Genomic DNA, 23,415 nt, shown 5'->3' with positions numbered 1-23,415 from the left:
TTTTTAAGAAAGGATGGCCACCGAATATGGAACTTTTCTCGGTCGAATTTTTTTCCGCCCTGCTTACCATTATTTTTATTGACTTGATTTTGGCCGGAGACAACGCCATAGTAATTGGACTCGCGGCTCGGAATTTGCCCAAAGAACAGCAAAAGAAGGCAGTCATTTGGGGCACAGCGGGAGCTGTAGGCATTCGGGTCATCGCAACCCTTCTTGTTGTTCAACTGCTGAATGTACCGTGGCTAAATCTTGTGGGAGGACTTCTTCTCGTCTGGATTGCCTATAAGCTGCTTGTGCAGGAGGATGCGCATGACGGCATCAAATCAGGCAATACACTCTGGCAATCGATCCGCACAATCATCATTGCAGACGCGGCGATGGGCATCGATAATGTCATTGCGGTCGCAGGAGCCGCACATGGCGATACACTGCTTGTTGTTCTCGGCCTAATCATTAGCGTTCCTGTTGTCGTTTGGGGCAGCACCCTTTTCATTAAGCTGATCAACCGTTACGAATGGATTGTATATGTCGGTTCTGCTGTACTGGCGTATACCGCTGCCAAAATGATTACACACGAAAAATCATTCCACGCTTTTTTTGAGAATCCATGGGTTTACTGGTTGTTCATCATTTCCGTCATCCTTCTCACCATCGCTGCCGGCTGGCTCACCAACAAGCGCAAGCAAAAAGATAATCCGCAAAAAAGCAGCGAATCCCACTAAGGGATCGCTGCTTTTTTTTCATCACAATGCGGCTACTTAAGAAGAGCCCCAATTTTAAATTCGCCTCTCTCCTCGATCAGCTCCACAAAGATAGGCCGCTCATCAGGCGTGCGGTTCGGTGTATGGATCGTGAGCAGCAGCCGTCCGTCGAAGGAGCGAAAGACCATGCCATGCCCTCCGTCATTCTGATAGAGCGCCTCCTCTGCGTGCGTCCATGGACCCGTTACGAGGCCAGTGGCAGACTGCGCTATACCAAGGGCGTACTTGTTGTCGATAAAGCTGGCCCAGAGCATATACAGGCTGCCAGATGACGAATGAAACAAATACGGTCCATCGGTTACATAATTGTCCTGATCCGGATATCGCGGCGAAACATAAGGGGTTGTCCAAGGCGCTTCCGAGGCGCAGAATAGGACGACCGGCTCCGACACTGCGCATGTGAGGTCATTACTTAGCTTCACTGCACAAACTTCCCCGTCCCCTGTCTGCTGCCATTCATGGCAAAATACCATCCAGGGCTGCTTCTCCTCATCCACAAACAAGCTTCCGTCTAGGGAGCTCCAGCTCTCGGGCGTAACAGGCCCGTCACTATGCGGCACAAACGGCCCAAGCAAATCATCCGATGCCAGCACTGCCGTGCCAAGAAGGCCATTATCCTGCCTGCGAAAGGTAGCGAACATATAGAAGCAATCATTATATCCATAAACCTCAGGCGCCCAAAAGTTCGTATCGGCAAAAAAATCAGAATCTGGCCGAAAGACAGGAAACGGCCCTTCCCATGACGCCAGATCATGGCTCCAATAAGCGTCGAATCCGGTACCCTTCCCCCAAATATTTTTGTCTGTACTGCCGTATAAATAATATTTTTGTTGATCAATGACAGCCAGTACGAACGGATCTCGAATTTGCAAATCCCCGCTTTTCAGCATCATCAGCGCTCCTTCTCCTACTTGTATGTTGGGTTTACGACTCCGATGGTTAATTTTTCGATAAAAATTCCGCCCTCAAATGCCAAAACTTGATTTCCTTTTATATGAAAAGGGTATTCCCTATCCTGATAAAATAAAGTCCCCTGTATCTCTCGGACACTCATGCCGATCAGGCTTGTTAATTTTCCTTGCCGATCAGTAACTACGCGTACTCCGCTAGGGAAGCGCATATAACTTGTTCCATCTCGGTATAGCAAGGATTCCTCCTGCAGGTTCAGCAGCTCGTAAGTGACACCGTCTATCATCCGGCTATAGCCGGTCTCTCCCGTGATTTCTTCCCCATGGTCCACATCATAAGGGACAAGTCCCGTAAACCACAGCTTGCCGTCTGGTGTTGGCAATATGCCGCTTAAACGCTCTACATAATCAAGCAAGCATAAGATTGATGGAGAATATGCTTCCGTGAAGCCTTCGTCTCCCGTCCATGGGCTGACTGCCTGAGCAAATCGGGTAGCCTTCGCAAATGAGGCCAGTATAGGATAAAGCACCCATGTCAGTTCAACGTGGCGGCCATGGTGCTCGAATGCATGCGGCGCGCGAATCAGGCTCAGGAAGTTCGACGCCCCGCCCCAGCTATTGTAGGTTGAGAAGGGATCAAACCTCGGATCGTCCATTGACATGGACGTAAATGGATATTTCGCAAAAAACTTCCGTGTATTCAACAAATAACGTTTCAACATCGTATCGAAGAAGGCCCGGTCTCCGACCTCGCAAGCCATGACGCGCAGCAGCACGTCCGACTGCACGCGAACGAGCTCATCGTTCCGGTCGCGGTCATAGAAGAAATGATCCTCTTCGTCAAAGCAATAGCGGTATAAGCTCGCCAAGCTCTCTTCGGCTTTCGTCTGCCACTGCTCGCCCGGCAACCCCAGCTCCTCCGCGATGCGGGCCAAATAAAGACGCTGGCAGTACACGTTTGCAGTCAAATCCGGCGCAAGAAAGGGCAGAATCGGCGAATCGGGATTAACCTGCGTCGCATCATTGCGGTGCGGCGTATCCGGAACATGCCAGAAGCGAGGGGAGAGATCATGTCCCGTATCGAACGTGCTGAAAGCCTCGACGCATCCTGTACCTCGTGTATTACGGTATTGGACAAGCCACTCATCGTAGCGGACCATTGCATCGTACATCGTTTGCAAGAACGGCCTGCCTGCTTCATTCAGCTTGTAGTGATTCCAGACGCTGCGCGCAAGCGGCGTCACCAACTGGATTTGCCGATAGGCTGGCCCATTCTCTGTCACTTTGTAGGGCAGCATGCCATCCTCCCGCTGGTGCACAGCAAACGATCGGTACGTGGCTTCTGACACCGATGGCATAAACCGGGACAGCAGCTCCGCGTTGATTGTTCCCGTGCTCTCCAGCCAGCACCCCAGGTATATCCCGCCTTCATGCAGAATTGGCGCGTCTCCAGCCGTCGGTACAATACAATCAAAGAGAGTTCTCACGGCTTGGTAATAGACTTGCTCCAGCTTGCCGGAACGCGCCGTAAAACGAATGCCGGAGCGTTTCCATTGCTCCAAGCTGTTCTTATCAGTAGGCTTATTTAGCGATCCAACTTTCTCATCTATATCTACCTCTCGCAGCTGCCTTAGCAGTGATTCGCTCACCATAATCCCCTCACTTTATTTTATTTTCGCAAACAAGGCTTTCCTATATTTTGAAATGAAACAGACTGCCGCGAGGCAGCCTGTTCATTATCTCATTCACACCATGTCCTTTGCCGGACTATTGATTGTTCTTGAAAATTTTCACCGTACCGCTATAGAAATCACTTACGGCTTGCTCTACCGATTTGCGGCCAAAACCAACCTCATACATCGTCGTTTCAGCAAGCTTCGAATATTCAGAGAACCCTGGAGGGTTGTAGCTCACAGCGAATGGTTCCGTCTTCGTTGCTTCAGATACACGGCTGGTGTAGTCGTATACGATCTTCTCCACGTCATTTGCATTGCTCTCGAGAAGCGTGCGGTTGGCCGATGTTACAGGAACTCCACGGTCATTCCCCAATATTTTGGCCACATCAGGATCATTAATAAAGAAGCTTAGCAGCGTCGCAACTTCTTTCGGATGTTTCGTTTTCGCATAGCCTGACAAGCCTTGGCTCGATTCGAATACGACTCCCGTGCCCTTCTCTCCGCGAGGAACCTGAACCATAATCAGCTCATCCTGCGTCAGCCCTTGAATAGCTGCCAGCTGATTGGACGGAATTAAGCTCATTGCCACTTTTCCGGTAACCACTAACGATTTGCTCGTATCGCCCGGAGGATTGGAAACCTGCAGCTCGGAAGGCACCACACCGCCGGATTTGGCTGCTGTATCCCAATACTGGAACCATTTAAGCGCGTCCGCCTCTTCGAATCCAAGCGTTCCCTTATCCATATCGTACAACTGCTTGCCTTGCTGCTTCAGGCCGATATCCATGCCATCGATGGACATGTTATAAGTGCCGTATATGCCGCTACCCAGCTTGTCGGAAATCTCCTTGCTGATGCGTGCAAAATCTTCCCAGTTCCATCCGTCCGTTGGCACCGGAATGCCGGCTTTCTCCAACATCGTCTTGTTCACGACAACCCCGCGGGCGTTCGCTCCAGCAGAAATATGAAGCAGCTTGCCGCCGATCGTGCCATATTGAATCATCGATTGATCCATATCGCTTAGGTTAAGCTCTTTGTCCACATAAGGAGAAAGATCAAGCAGCACTTCTTTATTCGCGTAATCCACCACATTGCCGCCTAGGAAAAAGATGTCAGGCGCTGTGCCTGATGCGAGCTGTGTATTTAGCTTATCGAAGTAACCGGTGGAAGGAGCAAATTCTCCGACTACCTTGATTCCCGGATTTTTCTCTTGGAAAATCTTCAGTGCTTCGTTAGTGATATCTGCCCTTTTCTGGTCTCCCCACCACATGATGCGCAGCTCTACTTGGCTTACTTCGTTCCCGCCAGCACCATTCTGATTTTTTGCCCCGTTGCTGCTTGTTCCGCTTGAACATGCCGCAGTAAAGACCATCAACATCGCCAGCACCAAAATAATCAACCGTTGTCTCATCTTGATTTCCCCCTAGATTTGATTTGAGTTCCCTTTCACTTCTGATGCTACCCTTATTTCCTACCATTCGGAATTTCATTCCTTCGGGTATTGAATATCAATTTTTCCGGCTGGCAACCAGTTTACTTCAGACCAGTCGTTGCGATGCCATCCAGAAAATAACGCTGGAAAATCAAGAAGATGAGTGTTATCGGAACGAGTGACAAAGCCGACATCGCAAGCAGCGCACCCCAATCCGATTGACCAGTAGGATCGAACAAGGATCGAATGCCAAGCTGAACGGTAAACAGCTTGATATCGCTCAAGTAGATCATTTGGCTAAAGAAGTCATCCCAAGACCAGATAAACGTGAAAATAGCAGCGGATATCAAGGCAGGAACGAGCAGCGGCATAATGATCCGGAAATAAATTTGCCGCTGATTGCAGCCGTCGATCGTCGCGCTCTCATCGAGCTCTCTAGGAATGCCTCGAATGAATTGCACCATCATCAGTATAAAGAAGGAATCATGAGCAAGCCATTTCGGCAGCACGAGCGGAAAATACGTATTGATCCAGTGCAGCTCATTAAAGATGACGTATTGCGGCACTAGCGTAACATGATAGGGCAGCATGATGGTCACGAGCATTAACGAGAACCAAATCTTCTGAAACTTGAAGTTCAAACGTGCAAATGCATAAGCAGCGAAGGAACAAGTGATGACGTTGCCAAGCACGCTAAGGATCGAGATCAGCCATGAGTTGGCAAAAAACTTGCTGAAAGCCACGCCTTGAAAGCCGCGCCATCCATTCACGTAATTGTCCAGTGTGAAGGTACTTGGCCACAAACCCGGTTCTGTAAATATAAGTTCATTCGGCTTAAATGAGCTGCTGATAAGCCAGAGCACCGGATAGAGCATGGCGACACCAAAAATGATAATAAGCGTATGTTTCGTAAAACCGTTGATTTTTTTTACCTCCATGCTGTCCTACCTCCCTTCCTTGCTGTCACCGTAAAACACCCAATATTTCGAGGTTACGAAAATAATGGCCGTAAAGGCTCCGATGATCAGCAGCATAATCCAGGCAAGCGCCGAGGCGTAACCCATGTCGAAGAAGGAGAAACCTTTCATATACAGGTACAGGGTATAGAACATCGTCGCGTCGAGCGGGCCACCCCGTCCGTCACCGATGACGAATGCAGGCGTAAAGGCCTGGAAGGAATTGATAATGCTCATGACAAGATTGAAGAAAATAACCGGTGATAGCATAGGCAGTGTAATCCGGAAAAACTGGCGTACTTTATTCGCGCCATCCACTTGCGCCGCTTCGTATAAGTCCGCGGGCACTTGCTTTAAGCCCGCCAGAAAGATGACCATCGCCGACCCGAACTGCCATATGGATAACGAAATAATCGTATATACGATATAGCTCGGATGGGAGATCCAGGAAGGCCCTTGAATGCCGAACCAACCCAAGAATTGATTGACCAGCCCGCTCCCATCAAAGATCTGCCGCCATACAATCGCGATTGCGACGCTTCCGCCAAGCAGGGACGGAATATAATAGATGGTTCGGTAAATGCCCAGCGCCCGAATTCCTTTGTTTAGCACCATAGCAACCATCAGCGCGAAAGCAAGGCGCAGCGGTACGGAAATGAACACGTATTTAATGGTTAGCCATAGCGAATTCGAGAAGGTATCGTCTTCTTTGAAAATTTCAATGTAGTTGGCAAAGCCAATCCATTGCGGCGGTGTCAGCAAGTTATACTTGGTGAGCGACAAATAAAGCGATCCAAGCATCGGTCCCAGCGTCAGGCAGAAAAACCCGATCAGCCAAGGAAGCAAAAAAGTATATGCCGTCAAATTGTGCTGATTGGCCAGCGGCTTGCGGCTTTTTCTCATCGCGAATACCCCTCTCTTAATGATGTAGTTCCATCATAAAGGAGGGGTACTCGCGATTGAATGCTATTTCTTCGGGTGTTCGCTATCAATTTTTTCAGATGCCTGCAGCCTATAATCAGATGGGGTTATTCCATACATCCGCTTGAACTTGGAGCTGAAGTAGCTCGCGTTCGAGAAGCCGGTAAGCTCGGCAATGTCCCATAAATTAAGCGTTGTTGTCGTTAACATCCTAACAGCTTCGCCCATGCGAACCTCGTTCAAATAGTGAATAAAGGTTTTGCCTACCTTTGCTTTGAACATCTCGGAGAAATAAGTGGCATTATAATTAAATTTCTCTGCAATCATCGTCAGGTTCAGATCATACATATAGTTCTCGTCAATAAAATGCTTGGCGGCCAAAATCAAGGAAGGATCCGTTTCCTCGGAATCGCTTTGCCGCTTGTGTTCAATCTTGCTGGCAATCCGCATTAGAAAACTCTCGGCTTTCTCAACCGAATCGAGGCTCAGCGTCATCTCTGGTCTTAGCCAAAGCTGCTCTGCGCTCTCCATGCTAATGCGCGATTCCTGGGCCATGTTCTCCAGCATCAAGTACAGCTGGAAAATAACCTTCACGAAACGAAGCTGAGAACCGGCCGTTTGCCGCAGCTCCTGACGTATGGCTCCCCTGAAGGAATCCAGCTCGCCTCGAATCAAATAACGCTCGATCACCTTCATCGTATGCTCGGGAAGCGCGGCTTGCCCTTCAGCTGCTTTAGCGGTTCCCTCCGTGCTGCCCGCAGGCAAATACCAAGCCAGCAAGGAGGAAATATAGCCCTCCTTCCACTGCTTAAAGCCACTCACGGGTTGTCCTTTTCCTAGTTTAAGCTCAAAACCCATATATGTGTTCACGCTCTGGCGAAGGGTTTCAGAAAACTCCAGCTCCATAGCTTCCTCGGCAAGCAGGACAAAATGCATTAATCCCGGGTAGCTCACGTCACGGAACACTTCAATCCTGCCTCGGTAATTCGCCGCGCATTCCCTTGAAATGATGTCAAAGGGCAGTCTGAACTTGTCCGGCGTACGCTCCATTTCAGCATTTGGCACCTCACGCTCCAGCAGTCCTGCAGCTAAAAACCGCACGTCGCGATCTTCCCAGACATCCAGCTCGAACAATCGAGATCGATCCTTGATGACGCTTTCCCGGTCGATCTCCTCCTTTACGAGATGAATGATAAAATGCTCCTTCATTTCCATGTAATATTGCGAGAGCCGCCACTGCGTAAGTGCAGCCTGATCCTGACTGTGCCGCTCCTTATCCAGCTCGTTCTTCACATTTGCCAGCGTATCAGTCAGTTCCTTTCTCGCTACCGGTTTTAATAAATAATCTCGGGCCTTATTTCGAATGGCTGCCTTAGCATAATGAAAATCTTCATACCCTGTAATCACGATGAGCCTCAGTTCTGGATACTGCTCATGACAGGCATCCAGAAACGACATCCCGTCCATAACCGGCATATTCATGTCCGTAATGACGATATCGATGGGCTCTGCCGAGAGCTTCTCCAGCGCCTCCACGCCATTGGAAGCCTCACCTGATATGCGAAGCCCGATACTCTCCCAATCCACCTTTAGCTTCAACCCTTGGCGAATTTCAGGCTCGTCATCCACAATCATTACTTTATACATGCTGGCGTTCCTCCTGTGCGGGTAGTATAAGCTCAATGGTCGTGCCTTCGCCAAGAGTAGAAACAATTCGAGCTTCAAATAACGATTCGTAATAGAGACGGCAGCGGGCAAGGACGTTGCCCAGGCCAATCTGGCTGTCTCTGCTGCTTAGTAGCTGCTCTAGCTGAACAGATTCGGAGCGCTCCAGCAGCTGCCTCTGCTGATCTGTCGTCATGCCAGGTCCATTATCGGAGACGCTAAGATGCACACGCCCGTCGGTGTGCCTGATTCGGATGCGGATTTTTGCGTTCGATTGATGCAGAAAACTGTATTTAACCGCATTTTCAATCAACGGCTGGAATATAAATTTCACCGTCGTCAGCCTGCCAAGCTCGCCCTCTTCCTCCAGTGATAGATCCAGCTGATCTCCGAAGCGGATTTGCAATATCGACATATAGTAACGCACGTACAGAAGCTCCTCTTCCAGCCTTATGAGATCATCGCTCATTTTCAACGAAAAACGCATCATTTTCCCAAGCGACTCAATGACCTCGACCGTGTCGTCCGTCCGCTTCTGGATGGCTAGGCTGCTCATCAGCTCCAGCGTATTAAACAGAAAATGCGGATTGATTTGCATAAGCAGAGCTTTGTATTCCGCTTGCTGCCGAAGCAGCTTAAGCTCGAATTCCGTTTTGATATGATAACGTAGCCGGATAACCATATTGCGGAATGTTTCCGTCGCAAAGCCAACCTCATTGCGCACCTTTTTCTCCGGCGCCAAACGGCTCTCTGCAAGAATAAAATCACCGCGCTGGACATGGCGCATGGCTAGCACAAGCCGTGTAAGCGGCTTCGTAATGCCGTGTGAGAGCCAAGTTGCCAGAATTAAAGACAGCAAAAGCATGATTCCAGCCACGATAAAGATGGTACTTCTTAGACGAAAGAGCTGAGAATACAAATCCTTCTCTGATACGAAGCCAACGAGCATCCAATTGGTCTGGGCCAGCTTCTTGTAGACTAGAATGTCTTTGTCCCCTCGCTCGTTAGTCGAATACATAACGCCCTGCCGACTTGGGCTGCTGCGAATATCCTCCACCTGACGCGCCATGTCCTGATGGGTACTATATTCGCTCTGGGACATCATCGGCTCGCCAAGCTGGTCTAACAAGTAGATTGTTCCGCTCTCTCCTAAATGGATGCGAGCCAGCGGCTCAAGGAAATAGTCTGCGCTTACATTAATCTTCATCAGGCTTCTCGTTAGCGAGGGCTCGAACGAGCCAATTGGCATAATCATGCTTATAACCGGATGCTTGTTCTTATTTCGCAGCTCCGCTGTATCTGTATGAGCAGGGACCCAGTATTGATCCTTGTTCTTGAAATCAAGATACCACTTTTCCTCCAAAAATGACGAATCGGAAACCACTAAATTCCCACTGTTTACCCACATGCCTTCCTGACTGTAGACGGTTACGCTTGATACACTGGAGTAGCTGTTTGTCGTTTGCATCAAAAATTGGCTCATCCGGTAATGGGTAAGGTTTTTCTCCCCTCCCGAGGCTTCCGCATCCGATACCACGGCGTTCCAATTTTTTGTAATATCGCTATTAAACACGATGGAAGCCAAATCATAAATTTGCGTCTGTACCATGTCGATATAAGAGCCGTATTCATCCATTTTCTCCAGCGCCGATGATTCGATGTAGGACCTTATAATCGAGCGCGACTGGTTGAATAATAGAATCGCCATCGTGACAAAGGAGAGTACGAATAGCAGAAAAAAAATCGCAATCAAACGGCTTTTTAACGAATAAAATATAACCTGTCCCTCCTCGCCAACTTCTTTATCCCATTATAGCCATCATTTATCTGCCTGCAACGGGTTTTCACTGTAATGCCCTATTCACGGGTATAAAAAAGGGACAGCTCCTTCAGGCAACGCCCCCAGGATACTGTCCGCATTGTAACATTCATTTTAAAACCAGCTATCCTCGCCTGCCGTATGGACCGTTGTTTCAACTATCGGGGAAAGCAGCAGCTCCTCTGTCCCTTCGACTGCTGCAGCCAGCAGCTCCTTATAATTCGGAATCAGAGATTCAATCTTCTCCACGATTCGTAGATTTGGGTTGGTGCTAGGCGATTTAGGTAAAAACAGCGTACAGCAATCCTCGTAAGGCAAGATCGAGGTTTCAAATGTACCGATCCTCTCAGCCATACGAATAATTTCATGCTTGTCCATCATAATCAACGGCTTCAACTGTGGAAGCTGCGCAGATCGTCCGATGACATTCATGCTAGGCAGCGTCTGGCTTGCTACTTGGCCGAGGCTCTCGCCAGTCACAATGCCAAACGCTTTGTTGCGCTCCGCAAGCTGCTCCGTTATCCGCATCATAGCCCGCCTCATCAGCGTGATGATGAGATTGTCGCTCTTAGCTTGCACCAATGTGGTTTGTATTTCCGTAAAAGGCACCAAATGCAGCTTGATCGGCTCTCCGCTAAAATAAGACAACCGCTTCGCGAGCTCGATGACCTTATCCTTGGCTTGCTCGCTAGTGAATGGATAGCTGTGAAAGTGTACCGCTTCGATCTCAAGCCCTTTGCGCAGCGCAAGCCAGCCAGCCACGGGGCTGTCAATGCCACCAGAGAGCAGCAGCATAGCTTTGCCGTTAGACGCGAATGGAAATCCGCCTGCACCCGGAATCACCTCATAGAAGACATAAGTTGCTTCCTCTTGGATATCTACTCGCAATTCCACATCGGGGTGATTGACATTAACTTTGAGATCCGCAATCGCGCGCAGCACATGGCCGCCGACCAAATGATTCATTTCCTGTGAGGTATGAGGAAATGATTTCCATGCTCGCTTGGCGCTGACTTTAAACGTAGCCGGCTTAACAGGCACAGATTGCATAAGCGCAAGTGCGACCTCTCTAATTTTCTCAAGATCCGGCTCCGTGCAGATGACCGGACTAAGCGACACGATGCCGAATAAATCCTTCAACCGATCCACAATCGGCTCATGCGGATGGCCGTTAAGCTTGACATACAAACGTCCAAAAGATTTGAAAAATGTAATATTCCCATAAGCGAGCAATGCCTGCTTCACTTGATCCAGCATGCGTTTCTCGAATTTATTGCGGTTTCTTCCCTTTACCATTAAATCTCCGTACCGGAGCACAACCTGATCATAAAGCAAAATTAAGTCAATCTCCTCTCAAGCGGCTTTAACTGCGCAACGATTTTGTGCAGAGCTGCGCCAAGTGCAGTAATATCCCGTTCCTCATGCTCATCTCCGAAGCTGATGCGAATGCCGCCTGACGCCTGCTCATGGCTGGCGCCAATAGCTAGCAGCACGCGGCTTGGCTTATCATCCTTCGAGGAACAAGCCGATTTCGTTGATGCCATTATACCATGCTGCTCTAGCATGTGAATGACGACCTCAGGCTTCATCCCCGGATAGGAGAAATGAACGATATGCGGGGCAATAGGCTCCGCCCCGTTCAGCTTCAGCTCCTTGATTTCGCCAAGGATCGCCAGCAGCTGATTTCGTAGCTGTTGCATCTTTATCAACCATTGCTCCCGTTTGTCCAGTGACATGCGCAGCGCCTTAGCGGAGGCCACAATGCCCGGAACGTTTGGCGTGCCCGAGCGAAAGCCTCCCTCATGCGAGCCTCCTGACACGAGCGGGTACAGCGTCAGCCCTTCCCGAACATACAAATAACCAATGCCCTTAGGTCCCCGCAGCTTGTGAGCGGAACCAGTCAGCAAGTCAATTCCCCATTCCTCGATGGCAATAGGCAGCTTGCCCAAGCTTTGTACGGCATCCACATGAAACCTAATCTTCGGATGATGTTTGAGCATTTGTCCGATGGCTTCAATGGGCTGAACCGTCCCGATTTCATTGTTAACATGCATAATACTTACAAGTATCGTTTCATCCGTAATAGCCGCTTCAAGCTGCTCTACGTCAATATGGCCGGTTTTGCTTACAGGTAAATAGGTTACACGGTACCCTTCCGCTTCAAGCTGGGCAAAAGTTTCGTAAACGGAAGCGTGTTCGATTTGAGACGTAATCAAATGCTTGCCCCGACTTGCATATTGCCTCGCCACACCCTTGATGGCGATATTGTTGGATTCGGTCCCGCCGGAGGTAAACACCCAGCTGCCATTGTCCGTCTGCAAGCGATCGGCGAGCAAGGCACGTGAACGTTCAATCAGCTTATCGGACTCCATCCCAAACCGGTGAAGCGAAGACGGATTCGCGTACTGCGTTTTCATGACCTCCATCATCGTTTGTACGACTTCATCATAAGGCGGTGTAGAGGCAGAATGATCAAAATATAACATCATAACATAGCTCCTTTTCCAAAAAAGAAAAAGATCAGCAATGACTTCCGCCCGTAAAGGCCGAGAGCTCATCGTGATCTTATGGCTTCAACTGGCTTACTTTGCTTGCAGCACCTTAGCAACATAACGCTGCGTCTCTTCAGGCAGCGCTTCAAGCTTCTCGATTAGCTGCTCGTTCGTTCGGATGCCTGCCCGGTCCACTCGTCCAGGACCAGCGTTGTAGGCTGCCAGAGCCACTTGCTCGTTGCCGTTGTATTTACTCAGCAGCAGCGACAAATATTTCGTCCCGCCATTAATATTTTGAACGGGATCAAAGGAATCGGTTACCCCAAGCCCTCTGGCCGTGCCGTCCATAAGCTGCATCAAGCCTTTAGCCCCGGAACCTGACTCCGCATCGGGACGAAAGCCGGATTCCGTCTTGATAACCGCTTGAATCAAGCTTGCATCCACGCCGTATTTGCTGGAGGCTTGCTGAATGATTGCATCGTACTCGCTTGGCGTTCTTGTGGCTGACGACTCGCTGCTAGAAGTGAAATTAGCCGGAAGATTAAGCGCAGATAGCTGGGCAAGCGCATCGGCTGGCATAACCGGAAGCGATGAAGCTTGATCAGAAGCGCTGTCAGACATATATTGTGACAACAGAGTATCAAATAAAGAAGGAGAGCCATCGCCTGCTGCAGCTTGCAACGGGTTCGACGTGCCTTGCATATCCAGACTTGGCGTAAGCTGTAGCTGAAGCAAGGTTTTTATAATTCGCGGGTCTATACTCATGGTTTCCTCCTGGCATGTTCATTCATAAACAGATCATAATAAATGCGATAATTACTATATCGGTTATTATTGTACATGTTTTTATAGCAAACAGCCAGTTTTCGATTGTTCATGAAGGATAAGCTTTGCATAAACCTCGGATATGGATTGGCATGTCAAATAGTCAACCGGAATCCGCTCTCCTGAGGGCTCTTGCATTCTTGCGTTCAGCCATACAGGCGTCCAGCCTGCGCTGCTTGACGGCGCAATATCGTTATGCCAAGCGTCACCGACATAAACTAGCTCTTCTGGCAAATAGCCGGATAATCGCTGAACATGCCGAAACACCTCCGGGTCTGGCTTGGCAATGCCCATTCCGTCAGAGATATACACCTCGCTTTTGTCGATAACCTCCAGCAAACCTAGTGCCGTTACTTTATTCAGCTGATGCTGCACCGGTCCGTTCGTAATCAAACCAAGCTTTATGCCCTTTGCCTTTAATTGCCCGAAAAGCGTCAATACGCCTTCCCGCAGCGACAACCGAGACTGCTCCAGCTCATAATTCCGCTGCAGAGCATCGGCAGCCTCGTCCGTGATCTCAAGTCCAATCTCGGCAAACGCTTCCGTCGTGCGACGAATTCGAAGCTCAGCAAGCGATAGCTTTCCTTCCACATGAATGCTCCATAATCGGTCGCTGTGAAATCTAATGCGCTTAAATATAGCCTCTGCTAATAATCCGCCTCTAGCCAGCTTCGTTAGGCCACTCGCCTCTAATGCCAGCTGAAAAGGCATCAATTGGTCGTACAGCGTATCATCCAAATCAAAATAAACGGCTTTGATCACCGAAATCCCCTTTTCCTGGCATAGTTATGACAATTGAAATAGACATTCCTGCATCCATCATGAAAAAATCAAATCATTTGTGTTGTGATCGCTGCGCTAGCAAGTCATTCTTTAAGTTCGCGGTTGTAGCCAAATTCTTTGATTAATTTATCATATAATGATAAGAATCAGGCTACAAAGGCGAGCACTGCATATCTCCAGAATGTTCTTCTCGCTTCGCTAAAAAAGCCGTGTCCCATCGCTGGGCACGGCCTTTCTTTTCCGTAATACGATGCTTATTTGAATACTTTCACGCGCTCGTCGATCGGCTGGAACGTCTTCTCGCCTGGAGCTGCTGTCGGTTTGCCGAATGGCATTTGTGCAATCAATTGCCAAGAATCAGGCAAGGACCATGTCGAGCGCACTTCCTCGTCAACCAGCGGGTTGTAATGCTGAAGCGATGCGCCGAAGCCTTCTTTTTCAAGCGCAGTCCATACAACGAATTGGTGCATGCCGGAAGATTGCTGCGACCAGATCGGGAAGTTTTGTGCGTAGGCAGCGAAATTTTCCATCAAGCCGTCAATGACCTTCTTATCCTCGAAAAACAATACCGTGCCGTAGCCGCTTTTAAATGAGTTCATTTTTTGCGCAGTAGGCTCAAATTGATCTGCCGCCACGATGGCGCGGAGCGTATTGGTTGTGATATCCCAAAATTTATCATGGTTATCTCCAAGCAGCACAACTACCCGTGCGCTTTGCGAGTTAAAGGATGATGGCGTATGTTTAACCGCGTCTTGCACGATTTCTACGATTTTTTCGTCGGAGATAACAGCCTCCTTGTTTATCGCGTAAATGGAACGTCTGGATTTCACTGCGTCGAAAAATGCTTCTGATGTCATTGTTTCTCCTGCCTCTCATTGGTTTAAAGTTGGGGGAGTTGGCTGATCGTGATTCCCTATGCCATATTCCGGAAAACTTAATTACTTTACGTAAGTTACTTTATAATAATCAAAAACGCTTGTCAAGCGGATCACTTTCATTATCCCCCATATAACTGCAATTATGTCCCTTTTGCCTGCTCACTCTCAGGAAATAGCCTCACTGCTCCGTACAACAACAGGAAGATCCCAAAAGCAACAATCTCAAGCTGCAGTAAATACCAAGGCCACGGCGCAAGCAAATCCAGCAGCGAAGCCGTTCCAGGCTTGCGCGCCAAAAACATAAAGTTTGTCGTACCTGTGACGATATTGGTTATGGCTGCAGGTATCGCCAGTACATGCAGCCAAACCATCGCAAGCAGCACGGAGCGGAAAGAAGGCCGGTACCGTTCTACAGCTAAAATAAATACGGCAGCAGCAACGATTCCGATGTGGGCGATAAAAAATTCAAAATAGCGAAAATGTGGAAACGACTCATCCAAATTTGGCGTTAGCAGCGCTTGCAAGGCGCCCATGCTTCCAAGAAAAAAAATTACATCATAAAATCCTTTGTGATTCGCAATTATAACGACTGCACTTATGAGCACCATTAAGCTGCAGAGCTGAAACGGAAGCGAACCGATCCACCAGCTGTGCTCCATAAAGTAAGAAGCCTGCAAGGAGAGCTCGCAGCCAAGCAGCACAATAGCCAACGTCACTCGAATAAGGCGATTAAGCGCAGGCTCTCTCAGTCGAGCCCGAAAAAGGATTAAGGCTGCCATGACCAGTACAAAAACAACCAGTCCAGCAATATGCGCTGCGGAGAACATTTCAAATGTCATTTTATTTCCCCCCATTTCAAATGCACGCGAATGTATTCTTTACTCTATTTTGGTAATAAAAACAAAAAAAAAAAAAATAGTACCAAATTTACTTGGTACTATCTTCGTCATTTTTCTTATGAAACAAGCCCATTTCTTTCACTTTAGTTGCCGCTTCACGTGAACCGCTGAGATTTAGCTTTTTTAGAACATGGTTGACATGATTCTTTACCGTACGGATCGATACGACCAGCTTATCCGCAATTTGCGGCTGCGTGTAGCCTTGGTCGATTAAATCCAGCAGTTGCAGCTCGGATGGCGTAATCAGATCGCCTACCTTCTTCACCTCGAACTCACGTTCGAGCTGCTTCAGCCTGCGAAACTCCTCCCGCATGCGCTCCGCAACAGCCGCATTTATCGGCGAATGGCTGCGGAATGCGGATCTGACCGCATCAGGCAAACTCTCGAAATCGGACTTTATCTGATAATCGATCGCACCTGCTTGGAAGGACCGGAAAATAAGCTCCTTCTCCTCCATGGAGGTCAGCATGATCACACGCGCCCCTGTTGCTGCAGCCGTCTCCTCGGCGAGGAGAATACCCTCAGGCCGCCCATCAAGCATAATATCCATCAATATGACGTCAGCCGGTTGATCAAACTGCTTGCCATCTCTCAGCGCCTGTCTGACAACCTCAGCTTCGCTTGCGGTCCATACCACTTGCAAATCCGGCTCCTTGTTTAAGTACGCCACTAGGCCGCGCAACCAATCACGGTCATCTTCAATGATCCACACCCGAACATCACCCAATTGCTTCTCCCCTCTCGCTTGTGTTCCCTTCTGCTCTTGCCGCTTGTACGCTTCGTTTCGGAAACGTTAAATAGATAGAAGTGCCTACCCCAGGCTTGCTGCGCATATCGAGCATACCTCTGTGCTTGCGCATGACATGGTAAGCATAGGGCAGGCCGAGACCAAAATTGGTATCACTTCCGTTTTTGGTCGTATAAAAAGGTTCAAGCACTTTGCCCATTTCGCTCTTAATCATCCCTGGCCCCGTGTCTTTCACCTCAATAATCAGCTCTCTCTTGGTCTCATTCAGCTGAATAAACAGCTCACCGCTGCCCTTCATCGCTTCTACGGCATTCGCCACTATATTGCCAAGCGCCTCACTTATCTGTGCGGGGTCTATTCGACAATGCCAGCCTTTCGTGAGCGCAGTATGCAGCTTAACGTTTCTGAGTACTGGTTCATACCCCTTCATCGTTTGCTCAATCAGAACCGCAAGATCAGTCGTTTCGAGCTGCAGCATCAAATCCTCGGTTCTCCGATGCACCCGTTGAAGCATTTCCTGCATATGACGCGAAGCGTTCAGCACCGTTTCAACGTCCTCAAGCAGCTCCTGCTGATTGGTTTCTATCGCGTACGCTTTCATTTTTTCCGAGAATAAACGCATTTTACCTGCATCGTTTTTGATCGCGTGATTCAAGATAGCCGTCCCCGAGGTAACCGCCCGAAGCGTCGAATCAAAGCGGCGCCTATCAATATTTACCCGCACACCCATGAACCCGTATGTAAACAATGCCACAATAAAGACGGTTACGCCAAGTCCGACGACCCAAGTATTGTACACCCACATTCTCAGCATCCCAAAGCTAGGAAATACATAATTCATAACCATGCAGAACATTACCGGCGGCAGCACAACGGAACAAATGATCCAATGGGACCTTGAAAAAGAAGCATGCAGTTGGCGCTTCAGCAAGATCTGGACTGCCCCAAATATAATGTATGGGACTGCCCACCAAATGACGATTTTAAACGAAATCGGATACACTACCGTATAGAAGGGAGTAAATACAATACACAATATTATTGGAATGAGTAATAAAAACGGCAACGTCTGCAGCAGACGCTTGGATAATCGCAAAGGACGATACACGATGGCAAACAACAGGAACGAATACGGCAAGCCATAGTAGGAAACGAGAGAAGAGACCGCTTGCAATCGATACAGGAGCTGCTGCGCTACCTGATTCATTCCCGCTTCCGCTGCGGCAGGCAGCCACTGTAAATCCAGCACGGCTGCTAGTGCCCCTGCTCCACCGCTGAACGCTACCGCGCCCAGCCAATGATTAACTGATGCATGCCGGTCTGAGAGCCATATAATGGCTGCAATAGCCCACAGAGCAATAAGAACAAATAACATCACGCAGCTCCTTTACCATCACTTACTCTTTTATTTGGATCGTTATCGGAGACCATTCCGCTATGACTGTCTGTCCATGCACGGATACGCTGCCCTCAGGCGTTAAATCCTTCTCCGTCATAACACCTAACGCGACCGTGAATTGGTTGAATTTCACCGGCATATTCTTCTCTTTGCGAACCTCGCGCCCATTGAGGAAAAATACAACTTCATCCTCCGAACGGTTGTAGGTAATTTTGTACGTATTGAATTCTCTCGCTTCAAAATCCGTATCTTCTTTGAACACGCAAAAATAACGAGTTTTGTCTGTCTCAGGCACCTTGACACCTGGGAACGGCAACACCGCATAAACACTAGCATATTTATCATTGCCTACAAAAAAATCAAGCGCTCCGCCTGTCGTAAAATCAAGCAGATTCAACGAGACGAATCCGTCATATAAATCGTCTGCCGCCGTATTTTGCGTCCGCGCGCGTATTTGAAGCTCGAAGCTGATTTCCCCTGTCTCTGGCACCTTCACTGGCTCTGCAGAATAATACATATGTTTGGCATTATCGAGAATTTGAATTTGATCATTCGAGCGGCTTAGCGGCGCTCTGACATATAAGATCCCATTGCGAACAATTACGACTGCATTCGGTTCACGATACTGCCAGAACGAACCGTCCTGCAGCGGAAAGCCTCCGATCTTCCAAACTTCGCCTTCGTTTAAGATGGTATGGAAATCACCTAAAACCCATTGCTTGTCCATGTTGATAACCTCTTTCTTCTTTGTATGGTTTAAACCAGTCCTTGAACAATTAAACACACAATCATGATGCCTCCACAGCGAATCGTCGCTTGCAGCGATGCCCCCATGAGCGGAATATAGGCAGTGGAAGCATTATGCGTCGATAACCTGCCATATACCAGATAAAGCGGAATAGCAGTTGGCAAAGCAAGCAAAGCATAAATCGGCAAGGCGTCAGTTATTACGCTAATAACTAGTGCAAAATATGCAAGCGCAAGCAGCACTCTGGAAAACAACAACGCTCTTCTCTCGCCCCATACCACTACTAATGTGCGTTTTCCCGCTTGCCTGTCAGCCTGCCAATGCAAAAAGTGATGATTGAACAAAATTAGCGTCGTCAACAACCCGATCGGTAGCGAAAGCAGCAAAGCACGATAGTCCAGGAGCGAGGTTTGAACAAAATATGCTCCCATGACCGGCAGTACGCCAAATGATAATAATATAGCCACCTCGCTATAGCCTTTCCCTTTATAACCGAATTGAACGGGCGGAGCAACATAGAAATAAGCGATCAGCGCTCCTGCAATACCGAAAACGAACACCAGCCAGCCGCTAAAAAAGCTAAGAATAAGGCCACAAACCGCTGCAAGGGCAAAAAGTCCCCAGGTTACGGCTGCAAAGGTGCGTACGCTCCAGGTCCCTTTCGTTAGATAACCCGAATTGGTCGCTATCGCTCCCTCCGTATTTTGGGCAGCCGAATCGGTGCCATTATAATAATCCCATAAATCATTGATCATGTTGGAGAACAAATGAGCAGCGCCCGCTCCGATTATCGTTACCAAAAATAAAAAAGGATCAAATAGGCCATTCCAGACAAATGCCCCAAGAGCGCCAAGCGCTACGGGTATAAGCATGACTGGAAGGACTCTAATCCTGGAAGCTTTCAAAAATTGCTTGAACATCTCACTGTCACAGTCCTCTCTGTTGTCGTTAGTTCAATTGAACCACTTTCGTTCGACTGGCGTCAACCAATCGCTGAAAGTCTGATCTGCTAACTTTGACCACTACATTCGACATTTTACAGATGTATCCTTTTTTTCTCGCACAAAGAGCAGGCATTCATCCAGTCGTCTGGATAAATACCTGCTCTTCTTTTCCATTCTAATTTGCTGTTAAACGTCCAGTTGATTGCCCGTAGTAAGCTGCCGGTACCAATAATAGCTCTCCTTCGGCGTTCTCTCAAGTGTCTGGAAGTCTATGTGAACAAGTCCAAAAGGCTTAGAGTAGCCAAATGCCCATTCAAAATTATCCATCAGCGACCACACCATATAACCCTTCACAGGAACACCAGACTCAATGGCGCGGTGCAAAGCCATAATGTGGTCCCTCAAAAATCGGATTCTTGCATCGTCATTGACTTTTCCATCCTGTGGTTCTGCCTCGTAGCATGCCCCATTCTCCGTGATGTAGATCGGAATTTGGCCATAGGTTGCCGTAATCCAGGTAAGCACATGATAGAACCCGTCGGCATAGATGTTCCAGTCAAAATCGGTTTTGGCAAAGCTGGAGCTAATTTCCTCGCTATTGTAGATATCATTTCCTTCGGCGTATCGGATCAGGCTGCCCGTATAATAATTAATACCGAGAAAATCGATGGGCTGCGATATGATTGCCATGTCTCCCGGCTCGACTTTGACCTTATAACCCTTGTTTTCATACCAGGTAGTGAGAAGCTCAGGGTATTCCCCCTTTAGTACAGGTGAGAGGAACCACTCGTTAAACGATCCATTACGCAGCTCGGTAGCCTTAATATCCTCGGCAGAGGTGCTGTACGGCGTTCTCCACTCCGTATTCGGAGCATAGCCGATTTCTCCTTCGATACCAAGTTCGCGGAAACGCTGAACGGTTTTTCCATGGGCTACTAAAATGTGATGGGCTACATCTAGCGCAGCTTGCAAATCCTGCTTGCCTGGTGCGTGTGCGCCAATGTAATTGGACAGTATGGAAATACACCATGGCTCATTAAGCGTTATCCATTTCTTTACCTTGCCGTTGAATTTATGAAAGACGGCCTCGGAATACGCAACGAATGCATCAATGGTCGCTCGGTTTTCCCATCCACCCTCATCCTGAAGAGACTGCGGCAAATCCCAGTGGTACAGTGTCACGAACGGTTCGATGCCGCTTGCATTCAGCTTATCAATCAGCTCTTCGTAATAAGCGAGGCCCTGCGGATTCACTTCCCCTGTCCCATTCGGAACAATACGGGGCCATGCGATGGAGAAGCGATATACATTGACGCCAAGTTTTTTCAACAGCCGGATATCTTCATTAATGCGGTGATAGCTATCACACGCCACATCTCCCGTATCGCCGTTTAGGACATTGCCTTCTGTTTTAGCGAACGTATCCCAAATGCTAGGCATCCGTCCATCTTCATCATGTGCACCTTCGATTTGATAGGCTGCCGTAGCCGTCCCCCATTTAAACCCATCAGGAAATATTACAGTCGTCATTCTCCACTACCTCCATTTTTCTCTTTATTATATAAGCACTCCGATCATTCTACTGCTAATCGCGTGACTATTTTAACGGTAGTATGACTTTTCTATGACAACCATTGCTTGCAAGTTGGAACCATCGAGCAAAAAGAAAAACCGTTCAGCGCTGAGCTGAACGGTTGAACCTATCTTGATGAAGCTGCAGATTACAATTTGAAAACCGATGCCTTTTCCTTCAAATCCTGCGAGGAATGTGTTAGCTTCTCGGCAAGGGTGCGCAAATCATCCGAAATTTCATTCTGTTTTACGGAGAGCTCGCTCATATGTTCCATTTTTCCATTAACGTCAGAGGACGTGGTTAGCAGCTTATCAACTGCAGAAACGATATGTGTCATGCCCGAAGTGATCTCACTGATTGCCGTCGATATTTCATTCATTTGATCCGATAACACACTGCTTTGCGACTCAAGAGTCTGGAATGTGTCACTTGCTGTTTCCGATGCTTGACGTGTTGTAGTAATAACACTAGCGAAGCTGCTGATCGTACGGCTGCTAGCTGCTACGTCATGCTGAATCAGCGTCAATTCCTTCGTAATTTGCTTAGAAATTGTATCTGTCTGGCTAGAGAGCTTCCGTATTTCATCTGCAACGACGGCAAAACCTCGGCCGTGCTCACCTGCTCTTGCGGACTCAATTGATGCATTAAGTGACAGTAGGTTGGTCTGTGTATTTAAATCCTGAATGCCGTTCAAAAACTTGGATACATTGTTATAGCGTTCATTCATCGTTTCAAATGCTTCCGTAAGCTTCGCAAATTGCTCTACGGTTTCATTGACCATTGAAACAACTCCAGCCATCTGGTGTGATCCGCTTTGGGAGGATTGCTTCATTTGCTGCATGTCATTGTTGATATACTCGCTCGACGCTGCGATTTGCTGTGAGCTAGCAGAGATTTCCTCCGTGACCGCCGAAATTGAAGAGGCATCATCATACTGTGAGAGCAGCACTTCCCTGCCAAGATCAACCTGACCCTTCACGTCTTCGGATGCTTTGCGATTGCTTCCGATCATCGTATCCATGTTGCGAGATACATCAAGAACAGATTCACTCACCGTAAGCGTAGCCTTTATGGTATCCCGCAAACTGTCACCCATATCCGCAAGGGCTTTATCAATATCTCCGAACTCATCAGATCGAACGAGCTTCTCTTGACTGGTAAAATCTTTTTTTCCATACGCACTGATTCTTCTCGTAATGCCTTTAAGTCCAGTCTTAATCGACTGCGTAACGGCAAAGATCATAAGCGCTGGTAAAATAGCAAGCAAAATGACGTTGATAAGCACGATGATATTTGCACTTGACACATTTGCATTTAAGTCATTGCTCGTAGCCTCTGCATCAAGTGTCAATCGCTCATGCATGGTATCATTGGAGTAACTAAGCACGATTGTATAAACACCTATCAGATTGCTTACACGCATCGATTTCTCTTCTGCCGTTAAGCCGGTAATATCTGTATTCGTTTGGTTAAGATTATCAAGCGCAAGCCTGATGACGCCAATCTGGTTCGCATAAACGGGACCGTCTTTCACAGTCGGCGGATAGTTCTTGTCCATTTCAACCAGCTGCTTCTCAAGCGCGTCAATGTCTTTAGGCAAGTGCTCCAACTCTTTCATAATGGATGAAGCGTCGCTTTGCCCATTCTCAATGGCATCCACCATAAGCAGCATCGTCTTCAGCAGTTTGTTGGAAATGCCTTGATAGTTGCGTTCCACATGCGTCAACACTTCTGATTTCTTAATAGAATGCGCTACCGAAAGATTTTGTACATAGATGAAAACACCGGAACCTAGATTAAAAAGAGTAATGATTGCAGAAATAATGATTAGCCTGGTCGTGATTTTCTTGGTATTCAGCCTCTTTGTCAGCTTTCCAGCTCTCTCCATCCATACCTTCAAAAACATGTTTTCTCTCTCTCCTCTGTTTCCTGAAAAAAGAAAAGCTATCCAGCCCCAGGAGGCGGATAGCTAAGAAAAGCTTTATATC

At 48.1% G+C, this 23,415-nt stretch carries 20 protein-coding genes; 1 reads left to right on the top strand and 19 read right to left on the bottom strand.

From position 1 onward, the window contains the following. Positions 1 to 26: 26 nt before the first annotated feature. Positions 27 to 722 (top strand): TerC family protein, encoded by a 696-nt coding sequence (locus E0496_RS30760; protein WP_141505791.1) that lies wholly within the window; start codon positions 27 to 29, stop codon positions 720 to 722. A gap of 32 nt (positions 723 to 754) precedes the next feature. Here the strand turns inward: E0496_RS30760 and E0496_RS30755 are convergent, their stop codons facing one another. The 19 genes from E0496_RS30755 to E0496_RS30665 form a co-directional block, all read right to left on the bottom strand. Further along, positions 755 to 1,651, bottom strand: coding sequence for a glycoside hydrolase family 43 protein (locus tag E0496_RS30755; RefSeq protein WP_175598144.1), 897 nt, complete (start codon positions 1,649 to 1,651; stop codon positions 755 to 757). A 17-nt stretch (positions 1,652 to 1,668) separates the two neighbouring features. After that, the gene (locus E0496_RS30750; RefSeq protein WP_141505790.1) at positions 1,669 to 3,321 is read right to left on the bottom strand and encodes an MGH1-like glycoside hydrolase domain-containing protein; all 1,653 of its coding nucleotides are present in this window, start codon (positions 3,319 to 3,321) and stop codon (positions 1,669 to 1,671) included. Between the two features lie 115 nt (positions 3,322 to 3,436). Then, positions 3,437 to 4,756 (bottom strand): ABC transporter substrate-binding protein, encoded by a 1,320-nt coding sequence (locus E0496_RS30745; protein WP_141505789.1) that lies wholly within the window; start codon positions 4,754 to 4,756, stop codon positions 3,437 to 3,439. Between the two features lie 122 nt (positions 4,757 to 4,878). Then, positions 4,879 to 5,715, bottom strand: coding sequence for a carbohydrate ABC transporter permease (locus tag E0496_RS30740; RefSeq protein WP_141505788.1), 837 nt, complete (start codon positions 5,713 to 5,715; stop codon positions 4,879 to 4,881). Between the two features lie 6 nt (positions 5,716 to 5,721). Next, a complete protein-coding gene (locus E0496_RS30735; RefSeq protein ID WP_141505787.1) occupies positions 5,722 to 6,636 on the bottom strand; it encodes a carbohydrate ABC transporter permease in 915 nt (304 codons plus the stop codon). Between the two features lie 63 nt (positions 6,637 to 6,699). Then, the gene (locus E0496_RS30730) at positions 6,700 to 8,301 is read right to left on the bottom strand and encodes a response regulator transcription factor (protein WP_141505786.1); all 1,602 of its coding nucleotides are present in this window, start codon (positions 8,299 to 8,301) and stop codon (positions 6,700 to 6,702) included. After that, positions 8,294 to 10,096, bottom strand: coding sequence for a sensor histidine kinase (locus tag E0496_RS30725; protein ID WP_141505785.1), 1,803 nt, complete (start codon positions 10,094 to 10,096; stop codon positions 8,294 to 8,296). Before E0496_RS30725 ends, E0496_RS30730 begins: the two co-directional genes overlap by 8 nt. A 156-nt stretch (positions 10,097 to 10,252) precedes the next feature. Next, entirely contained in the window at positions 10,253 to 11,473 is a 1,221-nt protein-coding gene (gene thiI / locus E0496_RS30720) for a tRNA uracil 4-sulfurtransferase ThiI (protein ID WP_141505784.1), read from the bottom strand. Positions 11,474 to 11,475: 2 nt separating this feature from the next. After that, positions 11,476 to 12,624 carry a cysteine desulfurase family protein gene (locus tag E0496_RS30715; RefSeq protein ID WP_141505964.1) on the bottom strand — a complete coding sequence of 383 codons (1,149 nt, stop codon included), beginning with the start codon at positions 12,622 to 12,624 and terminating at the stop codon, positions 11,476 to 11,478. Positions 12,625 to 12,720: 96 nt separating this feature from the next. Further along, positions 12,721 to 13,395 carry a lytic transglycosylase domain-containing protein gene (locus E0496_RS30710; RefSeq protein ID WP_141505783.1) on the bottom strand — a complete coding sequence of 225 codons (675 nt, stop codon included), beginning with the start codon at positions 13,393 to 13,395 and terminating at the stop codon, positions 12,721 to 12,723. A gap of 81 nt (positions 13,396 to 13,476) precedes the next feature. Beyond that, positions 13,477 to 14,217 carry an HAD family hydrolase gene (locus E0496_RS30705; protein WP_161601646.1) on the bottom strand — a complete coding sequence of 247 codons (741 nt, stop codon included), beginning with the start codon at positions 14,215 to 14,217 and terminating at the stop codon, positions 13,477 to 13,479. Between the two features lie 275 nt (positions 14,218 to 14,492). Continuing rightward, complete coding sequence (locus E0496_RS30700) at positions 14,493 to 15,095, bottom strand: nitroreductase family protein (RefSeq protein ID WP_141505781.1); 603 nt, start codon at positions 15,093 to 15,095, stop codon at positions 14,493 to 14,495. 161 nt (positions 15,096 to 15,256) lie between these two features. Then, positions 15,257 to 15,955: a YwaF family protein gene (locus tag E0496_RS30695; protein WP_161601645.1), complete on the bottom strand. Its 699-nt coding sequence runs from the start codon at positions 15,953 to 15,955 to the stop codon at positions 15,257 to 15,259. 88 nt (positions 15,956 to 16,043) lie between these two features. Further along, entirely contained in the window at positions 16,044 to 16,742 is a 699-nt protein-coding gene (locus tag E0496_RS30690; protein ID WP_141505779.1) for a response regulator, read from the bottom strand. Further along, a complete protein-coding gene (locus E0496_RS30685; RefSeq protein WP_141505778.1) occupies positions 16,735 to 18,138 on the bottom strand; it encodes a sensor histidine kinase in 1,404 nt (467 codons plus the stop codon). Before E0496_RS30685 ends, E0496_RS30690 begins: the two co-directional genes overlap by 8 nt. Before the next feature lie 22 nt (positions 18,139 to 18,160). Further along, on the bottom strand, positions 18,161 to 18,889 hold the full coding sequence (locus E0496_RS30680) for a DUF6081 family protein (protein WP_141505777.1): 729 nt from the start codon (positions 18,887 to 18,889) through the stop codon (positions 18,161 to 18,163). Between the two features lie 29 nt (positions 18,890 to 18,918). Beyond that, on the bottom strand, positions 18,919 to 19,782 hold the full coding sequence (locus E0496_RS30675; RefSeq protein WP_241675046.1) for a prenyltransferase: 864 nt from the start codon (positions 19,780 to 19,782) through the stop codon (positions 18,919 to 18,921). A gap of 258 nt (positions 19,783 to 20,040) precedes the next feature. After that, positions 20,041 to 21,384 (bottom strand): GH1 family beta-glucosidase, encoded by a 1,344-nt coding sequence (locus tag E0496_RS30670; RefSeq protein ID WP_141505775.1) that lies wholly within the window; start codon positions 21,382 to 21,384, stop codon positions 20,041 to 20,043. A 191-nt stretch (positions 21,385 to 21,575) separates the two neighbouring features. Beyond that, the gene (locus E0496_RS30665) at positions 21,576 to 23,333 is read right to left on the bottom strand and encodes a methyl-accepting chemotaxis protein (RefSeq protein ID WP_141505774.1); all 1,758 of its coding nucleotides are present in this window, start codon (positions 23,331 to 23,333) and stop codon (positions 21,576 to 21,578) included. Between the last annotated feature and the right edge of the window lie 82 nt (positions 23,334 to 23,415).

The sequence above is a fragment of the Paenibacillus luteus genome, from assembly GCF_006542765.1.
In the GTDB taxonomy this organism is placed as follows: domain Bacteria; phylum Bacillota; class Bacilli; order Paenibacillales; family Paenibacillaceae; genus Pristimantibacillus; species Pristimantibacillus luteus.
The sequence above is the reverse complement of the archived record's forward strand: the minus strand, read 5'-3'. Positions and strand labels throughout refer to the sequence as shown.